Annotated in this window: 18 protein-coding genes; 11 read left to right on the forward strand and 7 right to left on the reverse strand. The window is 42.5% G+C overall.

Annotated elements, in window-relative coordinates; translation table 11 throughout:
• Positions 1 to 33 precede the first annotated feature (33 nt).
• The 5 genes from rpoH to ACN6OV_RS03685 all read left to right on the forward strand — a co-directional run bounded on the left by rpoH (position 34) and on the right by ACN6OV_RS03685 (position 3,390).
• Positions 34 to 903: an RNA polymerase sigma factor RpoH gene (gene rpoH / locus ACN6OV_RS03665; RefSeq protein WP_427949726.1), complete on the forward strand. Its 870-nt coding sequence runs from the start codon at positions 34 to 36 to the stop codon at positions 901 to 903.
• Between the two features lie 152 nt (positions 904 to 1,055).
• Positions 1,056 to 1,421 carry a DUF423 domain-containing protein gene (locus ACN6OV_RS03670; RefSeq protein WP_427949728.1) on the forward strand — a complete coding sequence of 122 codons (366 nt, stop codon included), beginning with the start codon at positions 1,056 to 1,058 and terminating at the stop codon, positions 1,419 to 1,421.
• Between the two features lie 80 nt (positions 1,422 to 1,501).
• Positions 1,502 to 1,699, forward strand: a complete 198-nt coding sequence (gene thiS, locus ACN6OV_RS03675; protein ID WP_427949730.1) for a sulfur carrier protein ThiS — start codon at positions 1,502 to 1,504, stop codon at positions 1,697 to 1,699.
• A 12-nt stretch (positions 1,700 to 1,711) separates the two neighbouring features.
• Positions 1,712 to 2,497, forward strand: a complete 786-nt coding sequence (locus tag ACN6OV_RS03680; protein WP_427949731.1) for a thiazole synthase — start codon at positions 1,712 to 1,714, stop codon at positions 2,495 to 2,497.
• 167 nt (positions 2,498 to 2,664) lie between these two features.
• Positions 2,665 to 3,390 (forward strand): hypothetical protein, encoded by a 726-nt coding sequence (locus ACN6OV_RS03685; protein ID WP_427949732.1) that lies wholly within the window; start codon positions 2,665 to 2,667, stop codon positions 3,388 to 3,390.
• A gap of 79 nt (positions 3,391 to 3,469) precedes the next feature.
• Here the strand turns inward: ACN6OV_RS03685 and ACN6OV_RS03690 are convergent, their stop codons facing one another.
• Together ACN6OV_RS03690 and ACN6OV_RS03695 are read right to left on the reverse strand one after the other, a co-directional pair.
• Positions 3,470 to 4,051: an NAD(P)H-dependent oxidoreductase gene (locus tag ACN6OV_RS03690; RefSeq protein WP_427949733.1), complete on the reverse strand. Its 582-nt coding sequence runs from the start codon at positions 4,049 to 4,051 to the stop codon at positions 3,470 to 3,472.
• A 163-nt stretch (positions 4,052 to 4,214) separates the two neighbouring features.
• Positions 4,215 to 4,826, reverse strand: coding sequence for a glutathione binding-like protein (locus ACN6OV_RS03695; protein ID WP_427949735.1), 612 nt, complete (start codon positions 4,824 to 4,826; stop codon positions 4,215 to 4,217).
• Positions 4,827 to 5,217: 391 nt separating this feature from the next.
• On the opposite strand from ACN6OV_RS03695, the gene trmB reads away from it, so the two are divergent.
• Positions 5,218 to 5,934, forward strand: a complete 717-nt coding sequence (gene trmB, locus ACN6OV_RS03700; RefSeq protein ID WP_427949766.1) for a tRNA (guanosine(46)-N7)-methyltransferase TrmB — start codon at positions 5,218 to 5,220, stop codon at positions 5,932 to 5,934.
• Between the two features lie 73 nt (positions 5,935 to 6,007).
• Here the strand turns inward: trmB and ACN6OV_RS03705 are convergent, their stop codons facing one another.
• The 5 genes from ACN6OV_RS03705 to ACN6OV_RS03725 all read right to left on the reverse strand — a co-directional run bounded on the left by ACN6OV_RS03705 (position 6,008) and on the right by ACN6OV_RS03725 (position 11,134).
• Complete coding sequence (locus tag ACN6OV_RS03705; protein ID WP_427949736.1) at positions 6,008 to 6,781, reverse strand: Rossmann-like and DUF2520 domain-containing protein; 774 nt, start codon at positions 6,779 to 6,781, stop codon at positions 6,008 to 6,010.
• A 132-nt stretch (positions 6,782 to 6,913) separates the two neighbouring features.
• Positions 6,914 to 7,588: a class I SAM-dependent methyltransferase gene (locus tag ACN6OV_RS03710; RefSeq protein ID WP_427949738.1), complete on the reverse strand. Its 675-nt coding sequence runs from the start codon at positions 7,586 to 7,588 to the stop codon at positions 6,914 to 6,916.
• 69 nt (positions 7,589 to 7,657) lie between these two features.
• Complete coding sequence (gene bioB / locus ACN6OV_RS03715) at positions 7,658 to 8,650, reverse strand: biotin synthase BioB (RefSeq protein ID WP_427949740.1); 993 nt, start codon at positions 8,648 to 8,650, stop codon at positions 7,658 to 7,660.
• A 68-nt stretch (positions 8,651 to 8,718) separates the two neighbouring features.
• Positions 8,719 to 10,407, reverse strand: coding sequence for an AMP-binding protein (locus tag ACN6OV_RS03720; RefSeq protein WP_427949742.1), 1,689 nt, complete (start codon positions 10,405 to 10,407; stop codon positions 8,719 to 8,721).
• Between the two features lie 100 nt (positions 10,408 to 10,507).
• Complete coding sequence (locus ACN6OV_RS03725) at positions 10,508 to 11,134, reverse strand: TetR/AcrR family transcriptional regulator (RefSeq protein ID WP_004982268.1); 627 nt, start codon at positions 11,132 to 11,134, stop codon at positions 10,508 to 10,510.
• A 148-nt stretch (positions 11,135 to 11,282) separates the two neighbouring features.
• Here ACN6OV_RS03725 and ACN6OV_RS03730 point away from each other — a divergent pair, with 148 nt between their 5' ends.
• Genes ACN6OV_RS03730 through ACN6OV_RS03750 form a run of 5 tightly spaced genes read left to right on the forward strand, consistent with a single transcriptional unit; the run spans position 11,283 to position 17,809 of the window.
• Positions 11,283 to 12,455, forward strand: coding sequence for an isovaleryl-CoA dehydrogenase (locus ACN6OV_RS03730; RefSeq protein WP_184118293.1), 1,173 nt, complete (start codon positions 11,283 to 11,285; stop codon positions 12,453 to 12,455).
• Between the two features lie 36 nt (positions 12,456 to 12,491).
• On the forward strand, positions 12,492 to 14,093 hold the full coding sequence (locus ACN6OV_RS03735; RefSeq protein ID WP_427949745.1) for a carboxyl transferase domain-containing protein: 1,602 nt from the start codon (positions 12,492 to 12,494) through the stop codon (positions 14,091 to 14,093).
• 10 nt (positions 14,094 to 14,103) lie between these two features.
• Positions 14,104 to 14,898: an enoyl-CoA hydratase/isomerase family protein gene (locus tag ACN6OV_RS03740; RefSeq protein WP_427949747.1), complete on the forward strand. Its 795-nt coding sequence runs from the start codon at positions 14,104 to 14,106 to the stop codon at positions 14,896 to 14,898.
• 20 nt (positions 14,899 to 14,918) lie between these two features.
• Complete coding sequence (locus ACN6OV_RS03745) at positions 14,919 to 16,910, forward strand: acetyl/propionyl/methylcrotonyl-CoA carboxylase subunit alpha (protein ID WP_427949749.1); 1,992 nt, start codon at positions 14,919 to 14,921, stop codon at positions 16,908 to 16,910.
• Positions 16,907 to 17,809 carry a hydroxymethylglutaryl-CoA lyase gene (locus ACN6OV_RS03750; protein WP_427949751.1) on the forward strand — a complete coding sequence of 301 codons (903 nt, stop codon included), beginning with the start codon at positions 16,907 to 16,909 and terminating at the stop codon, positions 17,807 to 17,809. The genes ACN6OV_RS03745 and ACN6OV_RS03750 overlap by 4 nt, the downstream gene beginning before the upstream one ends.
• Positions 17,810 to 17,861: the final 52 nt, after the last annotated feature.

Genomic DNA, 17,861 nt, shown 5'->3' on the forward strand with positions numbered 1-17,861 from the left:
GCTTAGCCATTTTTTAGTTCTCAAGGAGAAAACATGAGTGACAGCAGCAATCAATTGATGCCCCTGTCATTATCGGCACCTGGGGTAAATCTTGGTGCTTATATTAGTACCGTTAACCAGATTCCGATTTTAACGGCCGAACAAGAAAAAGAGCTGGCCGAACGCTATTACTATGACCAAGATTTAGACGCAGCCAAAATGTTGGTGATGTCGCATCTACGTTTTGTGGTACATATTGCTCGTAGCTATGCAGGCTATGGCTTACCACAAGGTGACCTGATTCAAGAAGGTAACCTCGGTTTAATGAAAGCCGTGAAACGTTTTGACCCCAACATGGGCGTGCGTTTGGTGTCTTTTGCCGTGCACTGGATTAAAGCTGAAATTCACGAATATGTGATTCGCAACTGGCGTATTGTCAAAATTGCAACCACCAAAGCACAGCGTAAATTGTTCTTTAACTTACGTAGCTTAAAAAAATCTTCAAAAAAATTAACCCTTGCTGAAGCGCAATCGATCGCCAATGATTTAAATGTTACAGCAGAACAAGTGCTTGAAATGGAAGGTCGCTTAACCGCCTATGATGCTGCATTTGAAGCACAAGGTGATGACGATGATGAAGGCTCAACCCATGTTGCACCTGCATTGTACCTTGAAGACAACCGTTATGACCCTGCCCGTTTAGCGGAAGAAGAAGATTACGAAGAGCAAAGTAACTCGGCTTTGCATGAAGCGATGGATCAACTTGATGATCGTTCACGTAATATTTTACAGCGCCGCTGGTTAGATGATGAAAAATCAACATTGCATGAGCTCGCGGCTGAATATAATGTTTCTGCAGAACGTATTCGTCAATTAGAAAAAAATGCGATGGAAAAAATTAAAGTCGCAATGTCATCCAATTAAAGTCTGTATTTCTAATGATTTTGACACCGATAAAAAGAGCATTTCGATGCTCTTTTTTTGTGATGAATCAGCTTACAGAACAGCAGTTTCGCTTTAATCCCAACCCGAAAATATGCTATGGTTATGCGCAAATTTTGTTGAGGTGAATGCACATGTGGATTGCAATCTCTGCACTTAACTTAGCTTTTGCAGTTATGCTAGGCGCATTTGGCGCGCATGGACTCAAAGCTCGAGCAACCGAAGCTCAATTGGCTTGGTGGCAAACCGCAACAGATTACTTTTTCTATCACGCCTTGGGCCTGTTGGCACTTGCAATCATTGCCAAAGTAATTCCACAACTTCCGATTAAAGCCAGCTTTTTGCTCATCCAAATTGGGATTTTTTTCTTCTGTGGCTCTTTATATATCATGGCATTGGGCTTACCTCGCGGATTGGGTGCCATTACCCCAATTGGCGGTGCATTCATGATTGCTGGCTGGTTGATGTTGGCTTGGAACGCTTTTAAATACGCAAAATAATCTTGATCTGTTCAAGGATTTGACCCAAAAGGTTCATTTACCCCTTTAACACCCTCTATGAAAAATGGATTTCAGCACCGATGCAAATTTATTTAAATGGTGAAGCTCAGCAAACTGAATGTGAAAATTTGCTGCAACTGATTCAACAATTACAGTTGGAAGGTAAGCGTTTCGCTGTCGAAAAGAATGAAATGATCATCTCAAAAAGTAAGTTAGAGCAAACTCTTATTTCCGAGCAAGATCATATTGAAATTATTCATGCCGTAGGTGGCGGCTAAAATGGAGCTCCCATGGAAGATACACCCCTAATCATTGGTTCACGTACATTTAATTCACGTTTGTTGGTGGGCACAGGTAAATACAAAGACCTGCAAGAAACCGATTTAGCGATTCAAGCCAGTGGTGCAGAGATCGTGACTGTTGCGATTCGTCGTGTCAATATTGGTCAGCATCCTGATCAACCCAACTTATTGTCGGTTATACCACCTGAAAAATACACGATTCTACCAAATACCGCAGGCTGTTTTGATGCCAATAGTGCAGTGCGCACCTGCATGTTGGCACGTGAATTATTAGATGGTCATAATTTGGTAAAACTTGAAGTATTAGGCGATGAAAAAACCTTGTACCCAAATATTACCGAAACGTTAAAAGCTGCGCGTACACTGATTGACGATGGTTTTGAAATCATGGTCTATACTTCGGATGACCCAATTGTGGCGCAAGAGCTTGAAAGTATGGGCTGTGTTGCCATCATGCCTTTGGGTAGCTTGATTGGTTCAGGTCTCGGGATTTTAAACCCGCACACGATTTCGATTATTAAAGAAAATGCTAAAGTACCTGTCTTGGTGGATGCTGGTGTCGGTACAGCCAGTGATGCAGCCATTGCAATGGAACTCGGTTGTGATGGTGTGCTGATGAATACGGCAATTGCGGCAGCGCAAAACCCAATTTTAATGGCATCTGCAATGAAAAAAGCCGTGGAAGCGGGCCGTGAAGCTTTCCTTGCGGGTCGTATGCCACGTAAACGTATGGCCAATGCCAGCTCACCTGAAACGGGTTATTTCTTTAAATAATCAACTGATTTGTAATAAACAATAGAAAGGATTCTTCGGAGTCCTTTTTATATTTAAAGCTCAAACAACGCTGTATCATTGCGTTTCATAAATACATTGAAAATAAACTCAGCAACATTTACCTTCAAACTCCTATAACAAGATAAAAAATCAAAGGAATGTAATTCATGCTCAAACAAATTAAACAGTTACTGATACTCAACACCCTATTTTTCATGGTATTGACCAATAATGCGTGGGCCAACACAGAAACAAAACCTGCTCTCAAAGCAAACTACCAATCTTTTATTCCAAAGAACTGGAAGATTTTAGAAAAAGCCCAAGGTGACTTAAACCAAGATGGTCAAGCAGATATTGCCCTGATTATTGCAGACACCAATCCCGATAATTTCGTTGCAAACGCAGGCTTAGGCAGTGATGTACTGAACTTAAATGAACGCAGGCTTTTGGTTTTATTCAAGCAAGCTCAGGGTTATCAACTCGCAGCCAGTAATAGTACTTTGCCGACTGAAGGTGATGCAGAGTCCCCTTGCCTCGCTGACCCACTCGGTGAAACAGAAGCACTCAGCATTCAAAAAGGTCTGCTTAAAGTTCATCTGCACTATTGGCTCAGTTGTGGTTCGTGGTATGTGACCAATCACATCTATACATTTCGCGACCAAGACCACGCCTTTAAGCTAATTGGTTATGATGTCAATGATTTCCACCGCGCATCGGGCGATATCACGGCGCAAAGTATCAACTTTATAACGGGAAAAGTAAAAAGTACGACAGGTGAAAATGAATTTTCTGAGAGCGCGCAACCTACCAAAGTTCAATGGTCTACACTCAAAAAGCGCTACACATTAAAATTGGAACAGGTACAATTTAATGAGTATCATGAGTTTAAATAAATAACATTATCTAAGACTTCACAGCTTATTAAATGCCGTTTAAAGCGCTTCTCAAATGCAGATTTGCGTACTCACACTATTAAGCAAAAATTTGCATTAAATGCTTACGATACTGCGTCATATAAGCTTCAACTTCAGGTGCTTTAATCACATCATTGACAATAAAGGTCAGTAAAGTTTGCATCCCCAAAAACTGATTGGCTTTGTGAAACAGCAAGTAAACCCCATCTACACCCACCCCGTGGAAAAACTGGTCTGAGTCGGTAAATGCATCCATCGGCGCATTCCATGTCAGCGACAACATATAGTTTTTATCGTGAATCAGACCACCTGAGCCATACTTTTTTGAGGCATCAGAACACGAGCGACCATCATTTGCGTACAAACTGCCATGCCCTTCGGTAAAGACATCATCAATATACTTTTTCACAGTCCATGGCACACCCTTCCACCAACCCGACATTTGGTAAATCACCATGTCAGCCCAAAGAAATTTTTCAACTTCCACTTTTGCCTCATATTCACTGTCAGCACGGGTGACTTGCACCTGATGTCCCAATCCGGACAATACCTCTTGCGCAAGCTGCGTCAAACTATCATTTAACAGACCATTTGAGTGTGCAAAGGTTTTCGCGCCATTCACTAATAAAATATTTTGCATTAAAAAACCTAAAAGCTAAAACGATGCAGGCACTATAACGATGCTGTTTATTACTAAAAAGCAGTGAATCTGCAAAATATTATCGACTAAATATCAATAATAATTTTTATATTTTTATAGTCATAAAAAAAGCGCCGTGAGGCGCTTCTTCAAAATGTAAAGATTAAGGAATCAAACCTTCATCACGCATTGCAATTTGTACCGACTGACGTTCAGCCACTTTATTACGAAGTGCAATAATATTTTTATACGGTGTTAAGTCATGTTCAATACCATTGGACCAATTGGTGAGAACGAATAGATAAGCATCTGCAGGGCCAAAGTTATCATCAACCAAATAATCGTGATCCGACTCCGCAATTCGTTTATCGATATAACTAAGTAGGCGGTCGATTTCTGCATAAGCTTTTTCTTTCGCTGCTGCATCTAGCGGCGCACCAAAGAATACTGCATAGGCATCGTGTAATTCTGAGTTCAAATAACCAAGCCATTCAAGCACTTTGGCACGTCCAAGCCCTGAAGGTGGAATTAGGTCTTGCTTAGGGTCATGCTGCGCCAAAAACGGTAGAATAGCGACATTTTCCGTTAAAATTAAGCCCGGGTTAATTTCCAAAGCAGGTACATAACCTTTAGGGTTGATCTCGTAATAGTCTGCCCCTTTTTCTATTTTATGCGTTTTAAGGTCTACACGGACCAAATCAAAATCTACATTAATTTCATTTAAAATTATGTGAGATGCTAAAGAACATGCACCTGGAGAATAATAAAGCTTCATATCTGATCCTTGTTATGTACTATCCAATGTTTTAAATCTCTTCTGTCAAACTTTCAAGCGATCAAAGCTCTAAATTGCAAAAAAGCGTAAATGCAGAAACATATACGTCCATTGACTATTGTCCATATTTACAAAGATTTCAAGTGAAACTGTGATGCATTTTTATACCTAGATATTTTTAAAAAACTGACAGTCTGATTTTCCTTTGTCGGCTTTAATAACGAGATGGCAAGTGAGTTTTTTATTCATGACATCAGGATAAATAAATCATGACAGTTTTAGGCGAAGCAAAGTAGCTGATGGTTAATTCGATAAATTCTGAGTAAAAAATTTGACTTGTCCTGCTCAGGACTTACAATACCGCTTTCGAATTTCTACATCTGCCAAAATTATGACCAATGATCAATTAGACCAGCAAGTCGTTGAGCTGGACAACTTAAATGAACACCGAGAAATTGTGACATTTATGCGTCGTTCATCTCCGCTGAACACCTCGCAACGTACTGCGCTTGAACAATATGGTCACATGATTTTGGAATATCCTGTTGGTGATTTACGTCAGCAGTTTGAACATCCTGAACGCCCTTTGACAGTTGAAATTGGTTTTGGTATGGGCCGTTCATTGGTGCTCATGGCAAAAGCCAACCCTGAACGTAACTATGTCGGGATTGAAGTACATGTGCCGGGTATTGCGCAGTGTGTATATGAAGCTGGGATGGCAGGTTTAACCAACCTTCGTCTTTTAGATGCCGATGCAATTCAAGTATTACGTGAAATGCCAGACAACAGTATCAATGCTGTGCAGCTTTACTTCCCAGACCCGTGGCAGAAAAAACGCCACTTCAAACGTCGTTTTGTATCACATGACCGTATGCCACTGGTTGAGCAAAAGTTGGAAATGGGCGGAACATTCCACTCAGCAACAGACTGGGAACCGTATGCAGAGTGGATGCTTGATGTGCTAGACAACCGTCCAAATCTTGAAAATATGGCCGGTAAAGGCAACAGCTATCCACGTCCTGACTGGCGTCCACAAACTAAATTTGAACGTCGTGGACTTGAAGAAGGTCATAAGATCAATGACTTCTTATTTAAGAAAATTAAATAAATTTGAGTTATTTAAAAAATAGGGCTTCGTGCCCTATTTTTTATGTCTGAGACTTTAAAGCACATGCCAAATTTTAGCTGTTTCGTTGGCTGATCTGCTGACTCAGCAAAGTATACACTTCTGCAAGATCTGCTCGTTGGGCTTGCTTAAGCATCTGTTGATGCATCTGTAAAATATTCTGATCCTGACGCATTGCAGGGCCTGTTTGCATCTGCTTCGGGTCATTCTGCGTGGCTTTCTGCGCAGTTTCTAAAATCAAAGGGTACAGCAAACTAAAATCAACCTGCTCTGCATCCACCACTTGTTTCGCCATGTCATAACAATAATTACTAAAATTACAAGCAAACACTGCTGCTAGATGCAAACTAAGACGTTGTGCAGAACTATAACTATACACGCGCTGACTCAGGCTTTCTGCCAATCTTTGTAATAGCTGAAGATCTGTCTGTTCAACTGCTTCGACAAACAGCGGTGTAGTTAACCAATCAATTTCGCGCTCCAAACTAAAGGTTTGTAAGGGATAAAACACCCCTGCACGTGCATGCTGAGTCGACAAAACTGAAAGCGATGTACTGCCTGAAGTATGCACAATCAACACATTTGGCAAATATTCAGTCAATGCTGAAATCACGCTCGAAATAGACTGATCACTCACGGCAATAATGACCAAATCAGCATCAGCACTTAACTGACTAAAATGACTTACCGCTTTTGCATCTACAGCTTGCGCCAAATCTACGGCTTTATCAAAATTTCGACTATAAATATTCATGATTTGATGATCGGGCATCAGCGCTTTGGCCAAATGATGCGCCACTCGCCCTGCTCCGATTAAACTGATACGCATGTTAATTTCACTATTTTAAAGTGCCTACAGCATGCCAATAAAAAAAGGACGACGCAATTCATCCTTTTTTATTATATTGATAGCTCTCGACTAAATTAGTCGATATCAAAACCTATTTACTGCGGCTGATTTTTATTTTTGTGCCAAAAAGCCATAATAATTCAATAGTTGACTATAAATTCGTACCTGATGAAATCCAGATTCAGTTAGTAGTTCTTGCATCTGACTGGCAGAGATTAAGCAAAAGTCTTGTTGTAGACGCTCAAGCATTTTTTCACTTTGTACTACCGTCAAACCATTACTCTGACATAAGTTTTGTAGCACTTGAAGTTCCGTTTTATCGGCTGAAGTCATGAGGTCATAACTGAGTAAAATCGCTTGCGCTTTGAGACACCTGAAAATATCAGCAAAGAAGAATGGCTTTGTCTCTAATGGAATAAAATGCGCCACCAATATAACTAAAGCGGCATCAAACTGCGCATTTTCTTGCAATGCTGTGGTATCACCATGGACAAAACGAACCCGTGTTAAATCACAGTTTGTGGCACTTAATAACTGCTGCGCCTTCTCAATCATGGTTCGAGATGGGTCAACCGCAGTAAAAGTCCATGTTGGATGCTGTTCTAACAAATAAGAAAGCTCATAACCCGTACCACAGCCCACAATCAACACATGCGCCTGTTCAGGTAAATAGGTCTTTAAAATGGCTTGTATTTGCAGATGAACCAACTCATAGCCCGGTATCAGTTTACGAATATGATCATCATAACCATCGACTACGGTTTGACTCTGAAAGTCTTTTGCCATGTTATTACACACCCTTCTCGGTTAACTATTCACGCTATCTACAACAAAATTAAAAATCTGATCGATAACTCACGCCATAGCCATGGCATCGACTGTTAACTCCGCCAGTTGTGGTTTGGCTTTTTCTGCCTGTAGACCCAACTTTTGAAACAGTTGCTGATCTTTTCCTTCGGCCGTATTCGGTGTGGTCAGTAGTTTTTCACCTGAAAATAAAGAGTTTGCACCTGCCATAAAAGCCAACGCTTGATCTGCATCGGACAATGACTCTCGTCCCGCAGACAAACGGATATAACTTTTCGGCATAATAATCCGTGCTACCGCAATGGTGCGAATCCACTCGGTCACCTCCAACTTTGCAACTTCTGCCAATGGCGTACCTTGCATCGGAACCAGCATATTAATTGGCACAGATTCAGGATGTATTGGTAAAGTGGCCAATTCAAACAATAAGCCAATTCGATCTTTAGTCTCTTCACCTAGACCAACAATACCGCCACTACAAACTTTTAAACCTGCATCACGAACATGATTTAATGTATCTAAACGGTCATCAAAACTACGGGTACTGATCACATTCGGATAATACTCACGCGATGTATCTAGGTTGTGATTGTAATAATCTAGCCCTGCACCTTTTAAACGTTCGGCTTGCGAAGCATTCAACATGCCCAAAGTCATACAGGTTTCTAAACCTAAAGCTTTGACTTCACGAACCATATCCAGTACATAAGGCATATCACGCTCATGTGGATTGCGCCATGCCGCGCCCATACAAAAGCGTGTAGAACCTGAAGCCTTCGCCTGCTCGGCTTCACGGATCACTTTTTCAACTGCAATTCTTTTTTCAGCTTCAAGCTTTGAATCATAGCGTGCAGACTGAGAACAGTATTTACAATCTTCAGGACATTTGCCTGTTTTAATCGACAGTAATGTACTGACTTGAATCGTATTGGCCTCAAAATACTGACGGTGAATTTGCTGTGCTTGAAAGACCAAATCTAAAAAAGGTTGTTCATAAAGTGCCTGTATTTCAGCCCGAGTCCAATCATTTCGTATCTGCATAATTCCTTTTCCTTGTACCTCGGACTTTCCTTTCACTTGCAACAGCAAAGGAAAGTCCGTATTCAATCTTACGCAATTTCTTTTAAATCAAGTTCATTACGCATAAATTCCTGTAATTTAAACTTCTGCGCTTTGCCTGAAGCCGTCATTGGGAATTCGTTAAAAAACCGTACATAGCGCGGAACTTTATTGTGTGAAATATGCTCTGCACAGTACTGGCGGATCGATTCTTCAGTGATTTTATGATGGTCATGCAAAATAATGCAGGCACACAGCTCCTCACCATAACGTGCATCAGGTAAGCCAATGACTTGCACATCACTCACATCTGGATGGGTATATAAAAAGTCTTCAATTTCTTTCGGGAACAGGTTTTCACCGCCACGAATCACCACATCTTTAATGCGGCCTTTGATTTTCACAAAGCCTGCTTCGTCCATTTCAGCGATATCACCGGTATGCATCCAACGTGCGGAATCTATCACTTCTTGTGATTTTTCTTGGTCTTCCCAATAACCCAACATGACCGAATAACCACGAACACACAGTTCGCCCAGTTGACCGCGTGGCACCACTTGGCCTTGTTCATTCACAATTTTAAGTTCGAGATGTGGATGAACGCGCCCGACCGTTCCAACCCGCTGTTCAACTGAATCGGTGGTTGAACTTTGTGCACTCACTGGCGCTGTTTCGGTCATACCATAGCAAATGGTAATTTCAGACATGTGCATACGGTCAATCACACGTTGCATAATTTCACGCGGACAAGGACTACCCGCCATAATGCCTGTACGTAAGCTTGAAAGATCAAAGTCATCAAACTGTTCATGCTCTAAAATGGCAATGAACATGGTCGGAACACCATAGGCAGCAGTACATTTTTCTTGCTGAATGGCTTTTAAAGTTTCGAGCGGATTAAACACAGCTGATGGATAAACCATGGTTGAACCATGGGTAATGCAAGCCAAATTGCCCATCACCATGCCGAAACAGTGAAACAGCGGTACAGAAATACACACGCGGTCAGTAGGGCCGAGGTGAATAGCTTCACCAACAAAATAACCGTTATTTAAAATATTATTATGCGTCAGCATCGTGCCTTTCGGGTTACCTGTGGTGCCCGAAGTAAACTGGATATTGATGGTTTCATCAAACTGTGATTCAGCGGCCAGTTGTTCTAATTGAGTCAACTGGCGCTTGGTCGGAGCAGTCAGTAAATCACTAAAACGATGTAGACCGGTATGTTCTTGTTCATCAATTTTAATAATATGTTTCAAATGCGGCAGGCGCTCGGCCTTTAAGGTTTTGTTTTCTGCATGTTGAATTTCAGGGGCAATCTTGGTCAAAATTTCTTGGTAATTGGTGCTTTTAAACTGCGATGCAATGACCAAACCCTTGCATGAAACTTTATTCAATACATATTCAAGTTCATTACTCTTATAGGCAGGGTTCAAGTTGACTAAAATGATACCTGCTTTAAACGCAGCAAACTGGGTAATCGTCCATTCCACACAGTTCGGTGACCAAATCGCAAGTCGATCGCCTTTCTTCAAGCCCAGTTTTAGTAAACTACAGGCAAACGCATTGACCTGAGCTTGTAATTCCTTATACGTGAGTCTGACATTTTGATGCAGGCTGACAACAGCATCTTGTTCCGCATACTGCTGACAAGCCTGATCAAATTTCTCACCAATCGTCATGCCTAATAGGGGCTGACTGCTCGTTCCATAGGCATAACTTAACCGTTCTTGTGTCATCGAATCGATCTCCTTGATTCATTGTAATCTTGTTATTCAACTTTAATTGTTCTATGACTACTTCCCTTCAAACACCAAGCCTCTGTGTTCACACCTGCTACTATTTTTCCTCCTGAACCTGAACTGCATTGACACAAAATTCGGCAATTTGTTTCACAAAGTAGTCTTTATAGTTTTGATCAAACATCACATTTCGAGACGGATTTAAAGGCTCAATCACCACAAAAGTCATGGCACCGACCACACAAAGTGCTGCGGTATTTAAATCTTCAAATCCAAACTCACCGTTAATTTTCCCTGCGGCCAGTATTTCTTTGATGCTCTGTTTAATCAGCTGTTTACTGCGAAAACGTTCATGTTCTAACTCAGCATCGACTGGCTCAAACATGAGTGAATACGCAAGTTGGGGGCTATTCATGGCACGTTTCACAAACGTGGTTACCGCCTTGTCCAATTTCTGTTTTGACGAGAGCTCACTTTCAGCAATGTGATTTAAAATTTTCACCTCATGCTGAATGGCCTCAGACAAAACCTCAATTAACACTTGGCTTTTGTTATCGAAGTATCGATACACCAAACCACTCGAAACACCCGCGCGTTCAGCAATTGCTTGAATTTGCGCGTCTTTAATCCCCCCTTGAGCAATAAGTTCACGAGCGGATTGCAAAATCGCTTCACGATTTTGTTCCATTCGTTCTTGCATCAACGATGATCTTTTATAACTCATAATTCTATTCTCAACCAGATAAAATGAATTGTAAATCAATTTGTGAATTTTAGTTCACTTTTTTAAAAATTCGATGTATTGTAAAAATCAAGCACAACAAAAATGCTTTATCAGGAACAATAAATACACTCATAGGACGAATGAAGAAATGACCCTACAAAGCTTAAATTTCGGTTTAGATGAAACACTCATTGCACTGCGTGATTCCGTTGCGGCTTTTTGTGCCAAGGAAATTACTCCTATTGCGCAACAAGTCGATCAGAACAACGAATTTCCAGCTCAGTTGTGGAAAAAATTTGGCGATATGGGCTTACTCGGTCTGACCGTCAGTGAAGAATATGGCGGTACAGGCCTAGGTTATTTAGCGCATATCATTGCCATGCAAGAAATCTCACGTGCTTCAGCTTCGATAGGTCTTTCTTATGGTGCACATTCTAACCTATGTGTGAATCAAATTAACCGAAATGGCAGCGAGGAACAAAAGCAGCGCTATCTACCTAAGCTGATTTCAGGTGAATACGTCGGTGCACTTGCCATGTCTGAACCAAACGCAGGCTCAGACGTAGTCAGCATGAAACTCAAAGCTGAAGATTGTGGCGATCACTTCCTGTTGAATGGTTCAAAAATGTGGATCACCAATGGTGGTGATGCTGATGTGCTTGTGGTGTATGCCAAAACTGATTTGCATGCAGGCGCTAAAGGCATGACCGCTTTCCTTGTAGAAAAAGGCATGGAAGGTTTTAGCCATGGCACACATTTAGACAAGTTGGGTATGCGTGGTTCGAACACTTACCCGCTGTTCTTTGACAACGTGAAAGTGCCAAAAGAAAACGTAATGGGCGGTGTAGGAAACGGCACGAAAGTGCTCATGAGTGGTTTGGACTATGAGCGTGCGGTTTTAAGCGCAGGTCCTTTAGGCATTATGGATGCCTGCATGGACACCGTGATTCCCTATATCCATGACCGTAAACAATTCGGACAAGCGCTCGGTGAATTCCAGTTGATGCAAGGTAAAATTGCCGATATGTATTCGACTTGGTTGGCATGTAAAGCGTTGGTTTATGCCGTGGGTGCTGAGTGCGACAAGGCTGGCCATAGCCGTAGCCTACGTAAAGATGCAGCAAGTGCAATTTTATATGCTGCGGAAAAAGCCACGTGGATGGCGGGTGAAACCATTCAGACCTTAGGTGGAAATGGTTATATCAATGAATTTTCTGCAGGCCGTCTATGGCGCGATGCAAAACTCTATGAAATTGGCGCGGGAACTTCTGAAATTCGCCGTATGTTGATTGGCCGTGAACTGTTTAATGAAACAGCTTAACCCTCCACAACAATAAAAATGACAAGGATGTTCGTGATGAATCAATTACATAGCAAGATCAATATTCGAAGTGAAGACTTCAAAACCAACCAAGCTGCAATGCAAAACTTGGTCAATGACCTTAAGCAAAAAGCTGAACAAATTGCTTTAGGTGGCGGTGAAGCTGCTCGACAAAAGCATTTGGCACGCGGAAAACTTTTAGCACGTGATCGTATTGATCAGTTAGTGGACGCAGGTACGGCATTCCTTGAAATTGGTCAGTTGGCTGCACAAAATGTCTATACCGACGACGTTCCGGCTGCGGGTGTAGTGGCTGGTGTCGGTCAGGTTAATGGTGTGAGCTGCATGATCGTCGCCAATGATGCGACCGTAAAAGGCGGAACTTACTACCCGCTGACGGTAAAAAAACATTTACGTGCCCAAGAGATTGCAGAGCAAAACCATCTGCCATGTATTTATTTGGTCGATTCAGGTGGTGCATATTTGCCGATGCAAGACGAAGTTTTCCCTGACCGTGATCACTTTGGCCGCATTTTCTATAATCAAGCACGCATGTCGAGCATGGGTATTGCCCAAATTGCGGTAGTGATGGGTAGCTGTACCGCCGGTGGTGCGTATGTACCTGCAATGTCAGATGAAACCATCATCGTACGTAATCAAGGAACGATTTTCCTAGGTGGTCCACCTTTGGTAAAAGCTGCAACAGGTGAAGTGGTTAGCAGCGAAGATTTAGGCGGTGGCGATGTGCATACGCGTCTTTCAGGTGTAGCCGATCATTTGGCTGAAAATGATGAACATGCAATTGCCATTGCCCGTAACATCGTGGCGAACTTAAACAAAGCACCTAATAAACCTGCAACAGAAATTGAAGAACCATTATTTGACGCAACAGAACTATATGGTGTTGTACCAAGTGATGCACGTAAACCTTTTGATATTCGTGAAGTCATTGCGCGTATTGTCGACGGTTCACGTTTTGACGAGTTTAAAGCACGTTTTGGTACAACCTTAGTCACAGGTTTTGCCAGAATCTATGGTATGCCAGTCGGTATTATTGCCAACAACGGTATTTTATTTTCAGAGTCTGCGCAAAAAGGTGCTCACTTCATCGAGCTCTGTACGCAGCGTAATATTCCCCTATTGTTCCTGCAAAACATCACCGGCTTTATGGTGGGCCGTCAATACGAAAATGAAGGCATCGCCAAAAATGGGGCCAAACTGGTGATGGCTGTTGCAACCGCGAATGTGCCAAAACTCACCCTGGTGATTGGTGGTTCATTTGGTGCAGGCAACTACGGTATGTGTGGTCGTGCTTATTCACCACGTTTCATGTGGACTTGGCCGAACTCACGTATTTCGGTAATGGGCGGTGAACAAGCGGCAAGCGTATTGTCGACTTTGAAACGCGATCAAATCGAAAAACGTGGTGAGTCGTGGTCTGCGGCAGAAGAAGACGAATTTAAACAACCTTTCCGTGATCAATTTGAACGTCAAGGCCATCCGTATTATGCATCGGCGCGTTTATGGGATGACGGTGTAATTGACCCTGCGCAAAGCCGTCAGGTGCTCGGTCTCAGTTTAGCAGCAGCTTTAAATGCTCCAATTCAACCAACCAAATTCGGCGTGTTCCGTATGTAGGAGATGAGCGATGAGCTTTCAATATTTACAACTTGAACAACGCGACCAAGTGGCAACGGTCTGGATTAATCGTGCAGAAATGCATAATGCCTTCAATACCCAAGTGATTGAAGAACTGCACCGCTGCTTTACTGAACTTAATAACCGTGATGATGTGCGTGTGGTGATTTTAGCGGGACGAGGCAAAAGCTTTTCGGCAGGCGCTGACTTGAACTGGATGAAAGAAGCAGGCCAAGCTTCGCAAGCTGACAATGAAGCCGATGCGTTAAAACTGGCGAAAATGTTGCAAAGTTTAGCGACATTAAAACAGCCGACGATTGCTCGCGTGCATGGCATTGCCTTTGGTGGTGGGATGGGACTGGCTTCTGCCTGTGATATTTGTGTCGCAAGCACCGATGCTAAATTTGCAACTTCAGAAGTCCGTTTAGGTTTAGCACCGTCAACCATTAGTCCTTATGTGATTCGTGCCATTGGTGCACGCCAAGCGTCACGTTACTTCTTAACCGCAGAACGCATTCCTGCAGAACAGGCCCTGCACATTGGTCTGGCACATGTAGTTGCTGATACTGAACGCTTAGATGAAAAAGTCACAGAAATCGTCGATGCTCTCCTGTTGGGCGGACCTGAAGCACAAACGGCTTCAAAGCAACTCATTAACATGGTCGATCAACAAGTATTAACCGAAACATTGTTGCTACAAACTGCACAGCACATTGCCCATGTACGCCAAGGATCAGAGGCAAAAAATGGCTTAAATGCTTTTTTAAATAAACACCATCCGGTCTGGATCAAGACAACAGCATAACAACAAGAAAGGATATCGATATGTTTAATAAAATCTTAATTGCAAACCGTGGTGAAATTGCTTGCCGTGTGATCCGAACTGCAAAAAAAATGGGCATCGCAACCGTTGCTGTTTATTCAGATGCTGACGCACAGGCACAACACGTGCAACAAGCAGATGAAGCCATTTATATTGGAGAATCCCCTGCTGCACAAAGTTATTTGCAAATTGATCGTATCATTCAAGCAGCTTTGGACACGGGTGCAGAAGCAATTCATCCGGGTTATGGCTTTTTGTCTGAAAATGACCAATTTGCCAATGCTTGCCAGAAAAACAACATCGTCTTTATTGGCCCACCGGTAGCTGCCATTTTGGCCATGGGTCTAAAAGCCACATCGAAAGCATTAATGGAAAAAGCAGGCGTACCGCTGACACCGGGCTATCATGGTGCTAACCAAGATCCTGACTTTTTAAAACAACAGGCTGATGAGATTGGCTACCCCGTGTTAATTAAAGCCAGTGCTGGTGGCGGCGGTAAAGGTATGCGCTTGGTTGAGCGCAGCGAAGACTTTTTAAGTCATTTGGCTTCATGTAAAAGTGAAGCACGTTCAAGCTTTGGCAATGACGATGTTTTGGTTGAGCGCTATGTGGTACAACCGCGCCACATTGAAGTACAAGTTTTTGGCGATACGCATGGTAACTACGTACATCTATTTGAACGTGATTGTTCGGTACAACGCCGCCATCAAAAAGTCTTAGAAGAAGCACCTGCACCAAAAATGGCAGAGCCAAAACTTGAGGCTATGCGCCAAGCCGCTATTGATGCGGCACGTGCCGTAGACTATGTTGGTGCTGGTACGGTTGAGTTTATTGTAGAGCAAGACGGTACAGCGTATTTCATGGAAATGAATACTCGTCTGCAAGTTGAGCACCCTGTTACTGAAATGATCACAGGCCAAGACTTGGTAGAATGGCAACTGCGTGTAGCTTTTGGTGAACCGTTGCCTAAACAACAACACGAACTCAGTATTCATGGTCATGCACTTGAAGCACGTGTCTATGCTGAAGAACCTGAAAAGGGCTTCTTACCTGCGATTGGTAAAATTCACTACCTGCACTACCCACAGCAAAATGAACATGTACGTGTCGACAGTGGCATTGTTGAAGGTGATGAAATCACCACCTTCTACGACCCAATGATTGCCAAATTAATTGTCTGGGCGAAAAACCGTGAAGCAGCACTCACGCAGATGCATCATGCACTGAGTCAATTTCATGTCGATGGCTTGGGCAATAACATTGCATTCTTAGATCGCTTGGTGCGTTCTGAGTCATTTAAAACTGCGAACTTAGATACCAACTTAATTCAACGTGAAGACGCATTTTTACTACAACACAATGAAACCGCTTCTTCAGAACTCATCATTACAGCGGCATTGATTGAACTCTTGTCTCGCTTTGCTGACAATAAAGCAGCAGCCAATCCTGTATGGCAAGCTAAGTCTCTATGGCGTTTAAATATTAATGCCAGCTATGCCATTAAATTGACGCTGAACGATGAAGAACATAAAGTTCATTTCAGCCCAACAGCAGAAGGCTTCACCGCAAAATACAATGGCAATAGCATTTTCATTCAGGGTGAATTACTAGACACACATTTGGCTAAAATTGAATTGGCAACAGGTAAAAAGACTTACGCATTCAGTTCAAATGCACAAGGTTTAACCCTTTATGCAAATGGTCAAACTTATAAATTTGCTCATATCAAACCAAACTTCAATAGCGAAGATGATGCATCAGATGCCAATAACTTAAAAGCACCGATGCCGGGTGTGATCACACAAGTCTTAGTGCAAAACAACAGCACCGTGAAAAAAGATGATGTGCTACTCACCCTTGAAGCGATGAAAATTGAATATTCAATTCGTGCACCACATGACGGCATTGTCTCAGCTTCTTACTTCCAAGTCGGTGATCAAGTTAAAGCCGGTGATGAATTGGTTGAGTTTTCAAGCTTGGAAGGTGCTGCATGAGTGAATTTGTCAAAATTGTCGAGGTCGGCCCACGAGATGGTCTGCAAAATGAAAAGACCCCGCTCACCTTGGACGACCGTCGCAAACTGATTCTAGATTTAATGCAAACAGGACTCAGTGCAATTGAAGTCGGTTCCTGTGTCTCGGCAAAATGGGTTCCACAAATGGCTCAGAGTGACGAACTCTTTGCCAGCTTGCCCAAAGATCCAAATATCAGTTTTAGTTTACTAACCCCGAACTTAAAAGGCTTTGAGTCTGCTTTGGCTGTGGGCTGTCAGGAGGTTGCGGTTTTTACCGCAGCATCTGAAAGTTTCACGCAAAAGAACATTAATTGCTCTATTGATGAAAGCTTTGAAAAATTTGCAGACATCATGACGGCAGCAAAGGCAAACAACATCAAAGTTCGTGGTTATGTATCCTGTATTGTCGATTGTCCCTATGAAGGCGCAATTGCACCGAGCAAAGTTGCAGAGGTTAGTCAACGTTTGCTGGACATGGGCTGCTATGAAGTATCTTTGGGTGAAACCATTGGCACAGCAACTCCAGACCGTGTGAAAAAAGTCTGGCAAGCGTGTTTAGCTGAAATGGAGACCTCCCGTCTGGCAGGACATTTTCATAATACCTATGGCATGGCCATTGCCAATATCTACCAGTCTTTAGAGCAAGGCATTCGCGTATTTGATTCTTCCATTGCAGGTTTAGGCGGCTGTCCTTATGCCAAAGGTGCTTCAGGTAATGTTTCAACCGAAGACCTTTACTACCTACTCTCCAACATGGGCTTTGACACTGGAGTTGATCTGGATGCGCTGATGCTTGCCAGTCAAAATATCAGTCAAGTACTACAACGCAGTAATCCATCTAACTATGCCAATGCCTATTGGCAAAAACACTGCGCCTAAGCTATACAACAAAAAAGGACGAATCATCTTCGTCCTTTTTTTACTGCATAAA

The organism is Acinetobacter sp. (genome assembly GCF_050285345.1).
Classification (GTDB): domain Bacteria; phylum Pseudomonadota; class Gammaproteobacteria; order Pseudomonadales; family Moraxellaceae; genus Acinetobacter.

Coding starts and splice junctions, on each gene's coding strand:
- trmB (WP_427949766.1), top strand. CDS start 5,218: ATGACCAATGATCAATTAGACCAGCAAGTCGTTGAGCTGGACAACTTA.
- ACN6OV_RS03685 (WP_427949732.1), top strand. CDS start 2,665: ATGCTCAAACAAATTAAACAGTTACTGATACTCAACACCCTATTTTTC.
- bioB (WP_427949740.1), bottom strand. CDS start 8,650: ATGCAGATACGAAATGATTGGACTCGGGCTGAAATACAGGCACTTTAT.
- ACN6OV_RS03710 (WP_427949738.1), bottom strand. CDS start 7,588: ATGGCAAAAGACTTTCAGAGTCAAACCGTAGTCGATGGTTATGATGAT.
- ACN6OV_RS03725 (WP_004982268.1), bottom strand. CDS start 11,134: ATGAGTTATAAAAGATCATCGTTGATGCAAGAACGAATGGAACAAAAT.
- ACN6OV_RS03750 (WP_427949751.1), top strand. CDS start 16,907: ATGAGTGAATTTGTCAAAATTGTCGAGGTCGGCCCACGAGATGGTCTG.
- ACN6OV_RS03695 (WP_427949735.1), bottom strand. CDS start 4,826: ATGAAGCTTTATTATTCTCCAGGTGCATGTTCTTTAGCATCTCACATA.
- ACN6OV_RS03735 (WP_427949745.1), top strand. CDS start 12,492: ATGAATCAATTACATAGCAAGATCAATATTCGAAGTGAAGACTTCAAA.
- ACN6OV_RS03740 (WP_427949747.1), top strand. CDS start 14,104: ATGAGCTTTCAATATTTACAACTTGAACAACGCGACCAAGTGGCAACG.
- ACN6OV_RS03745 (WP_427949749.1), top strand. CDS start 14,919: ATGTTTAATAAAATCTTAATTGCAAACCGTGGTGAAATTGCTTGCCGT.
- ACN6OV_RS03670 (WP_427949728.1), top strand. CDS start 1,056: ATGTGGATTGCAATCTCTGCACTTAACTTAGCTTTTGCAGTTATGCTA.
- rpoH (WP_427949726.1), top strand. CDS start 34: ATGAGTGACAGCAGCAATCAATTGATGCCCCTGTCATTATCGGCACCT.
- ACN6OV_RS03705 (WP_427949736.1), bottom strand. CDS start 6,781: ATGCGTATCAGTTTAATCGGAGCAGGGCGAGTGGCGCATCATTTGGCC.
- ACN6OV_RS03690 (WP_427949733.1), bottom strand. CDS start 4,051: ATGCAAAATATTTTATTAGTGAATGGCGCGAAAACCTTTGCACACTCA.
- ACN6OV_RS03730 (WP_184118293.1), top strand. CDS start 11,283: ATGACCCTACAAAGCTTAAATTTCGGTTTAGATGAAACACTCATTGCA.
- ACN6OV_RS03720 (WP_427949742.1), bottom strand. CDS start 10,407: ATGACACAAGAACGGTTAAGTTATGCCTATGGAACGAGCAGTCAGCCC.
- ACN6OV_RS03680 (WP_427949731.1), top strand. CDS start 1,712: ATGGAAGATACACCCCTAATCATTGGTTCACGTACATTTAATTCACGT.
- thiS (WP_427949730.1), top strand. CDS start 1,502: ATGCAAATTTATTTAAATGGTGAAGCTCAGCAAACTGAATGTGAAAAT.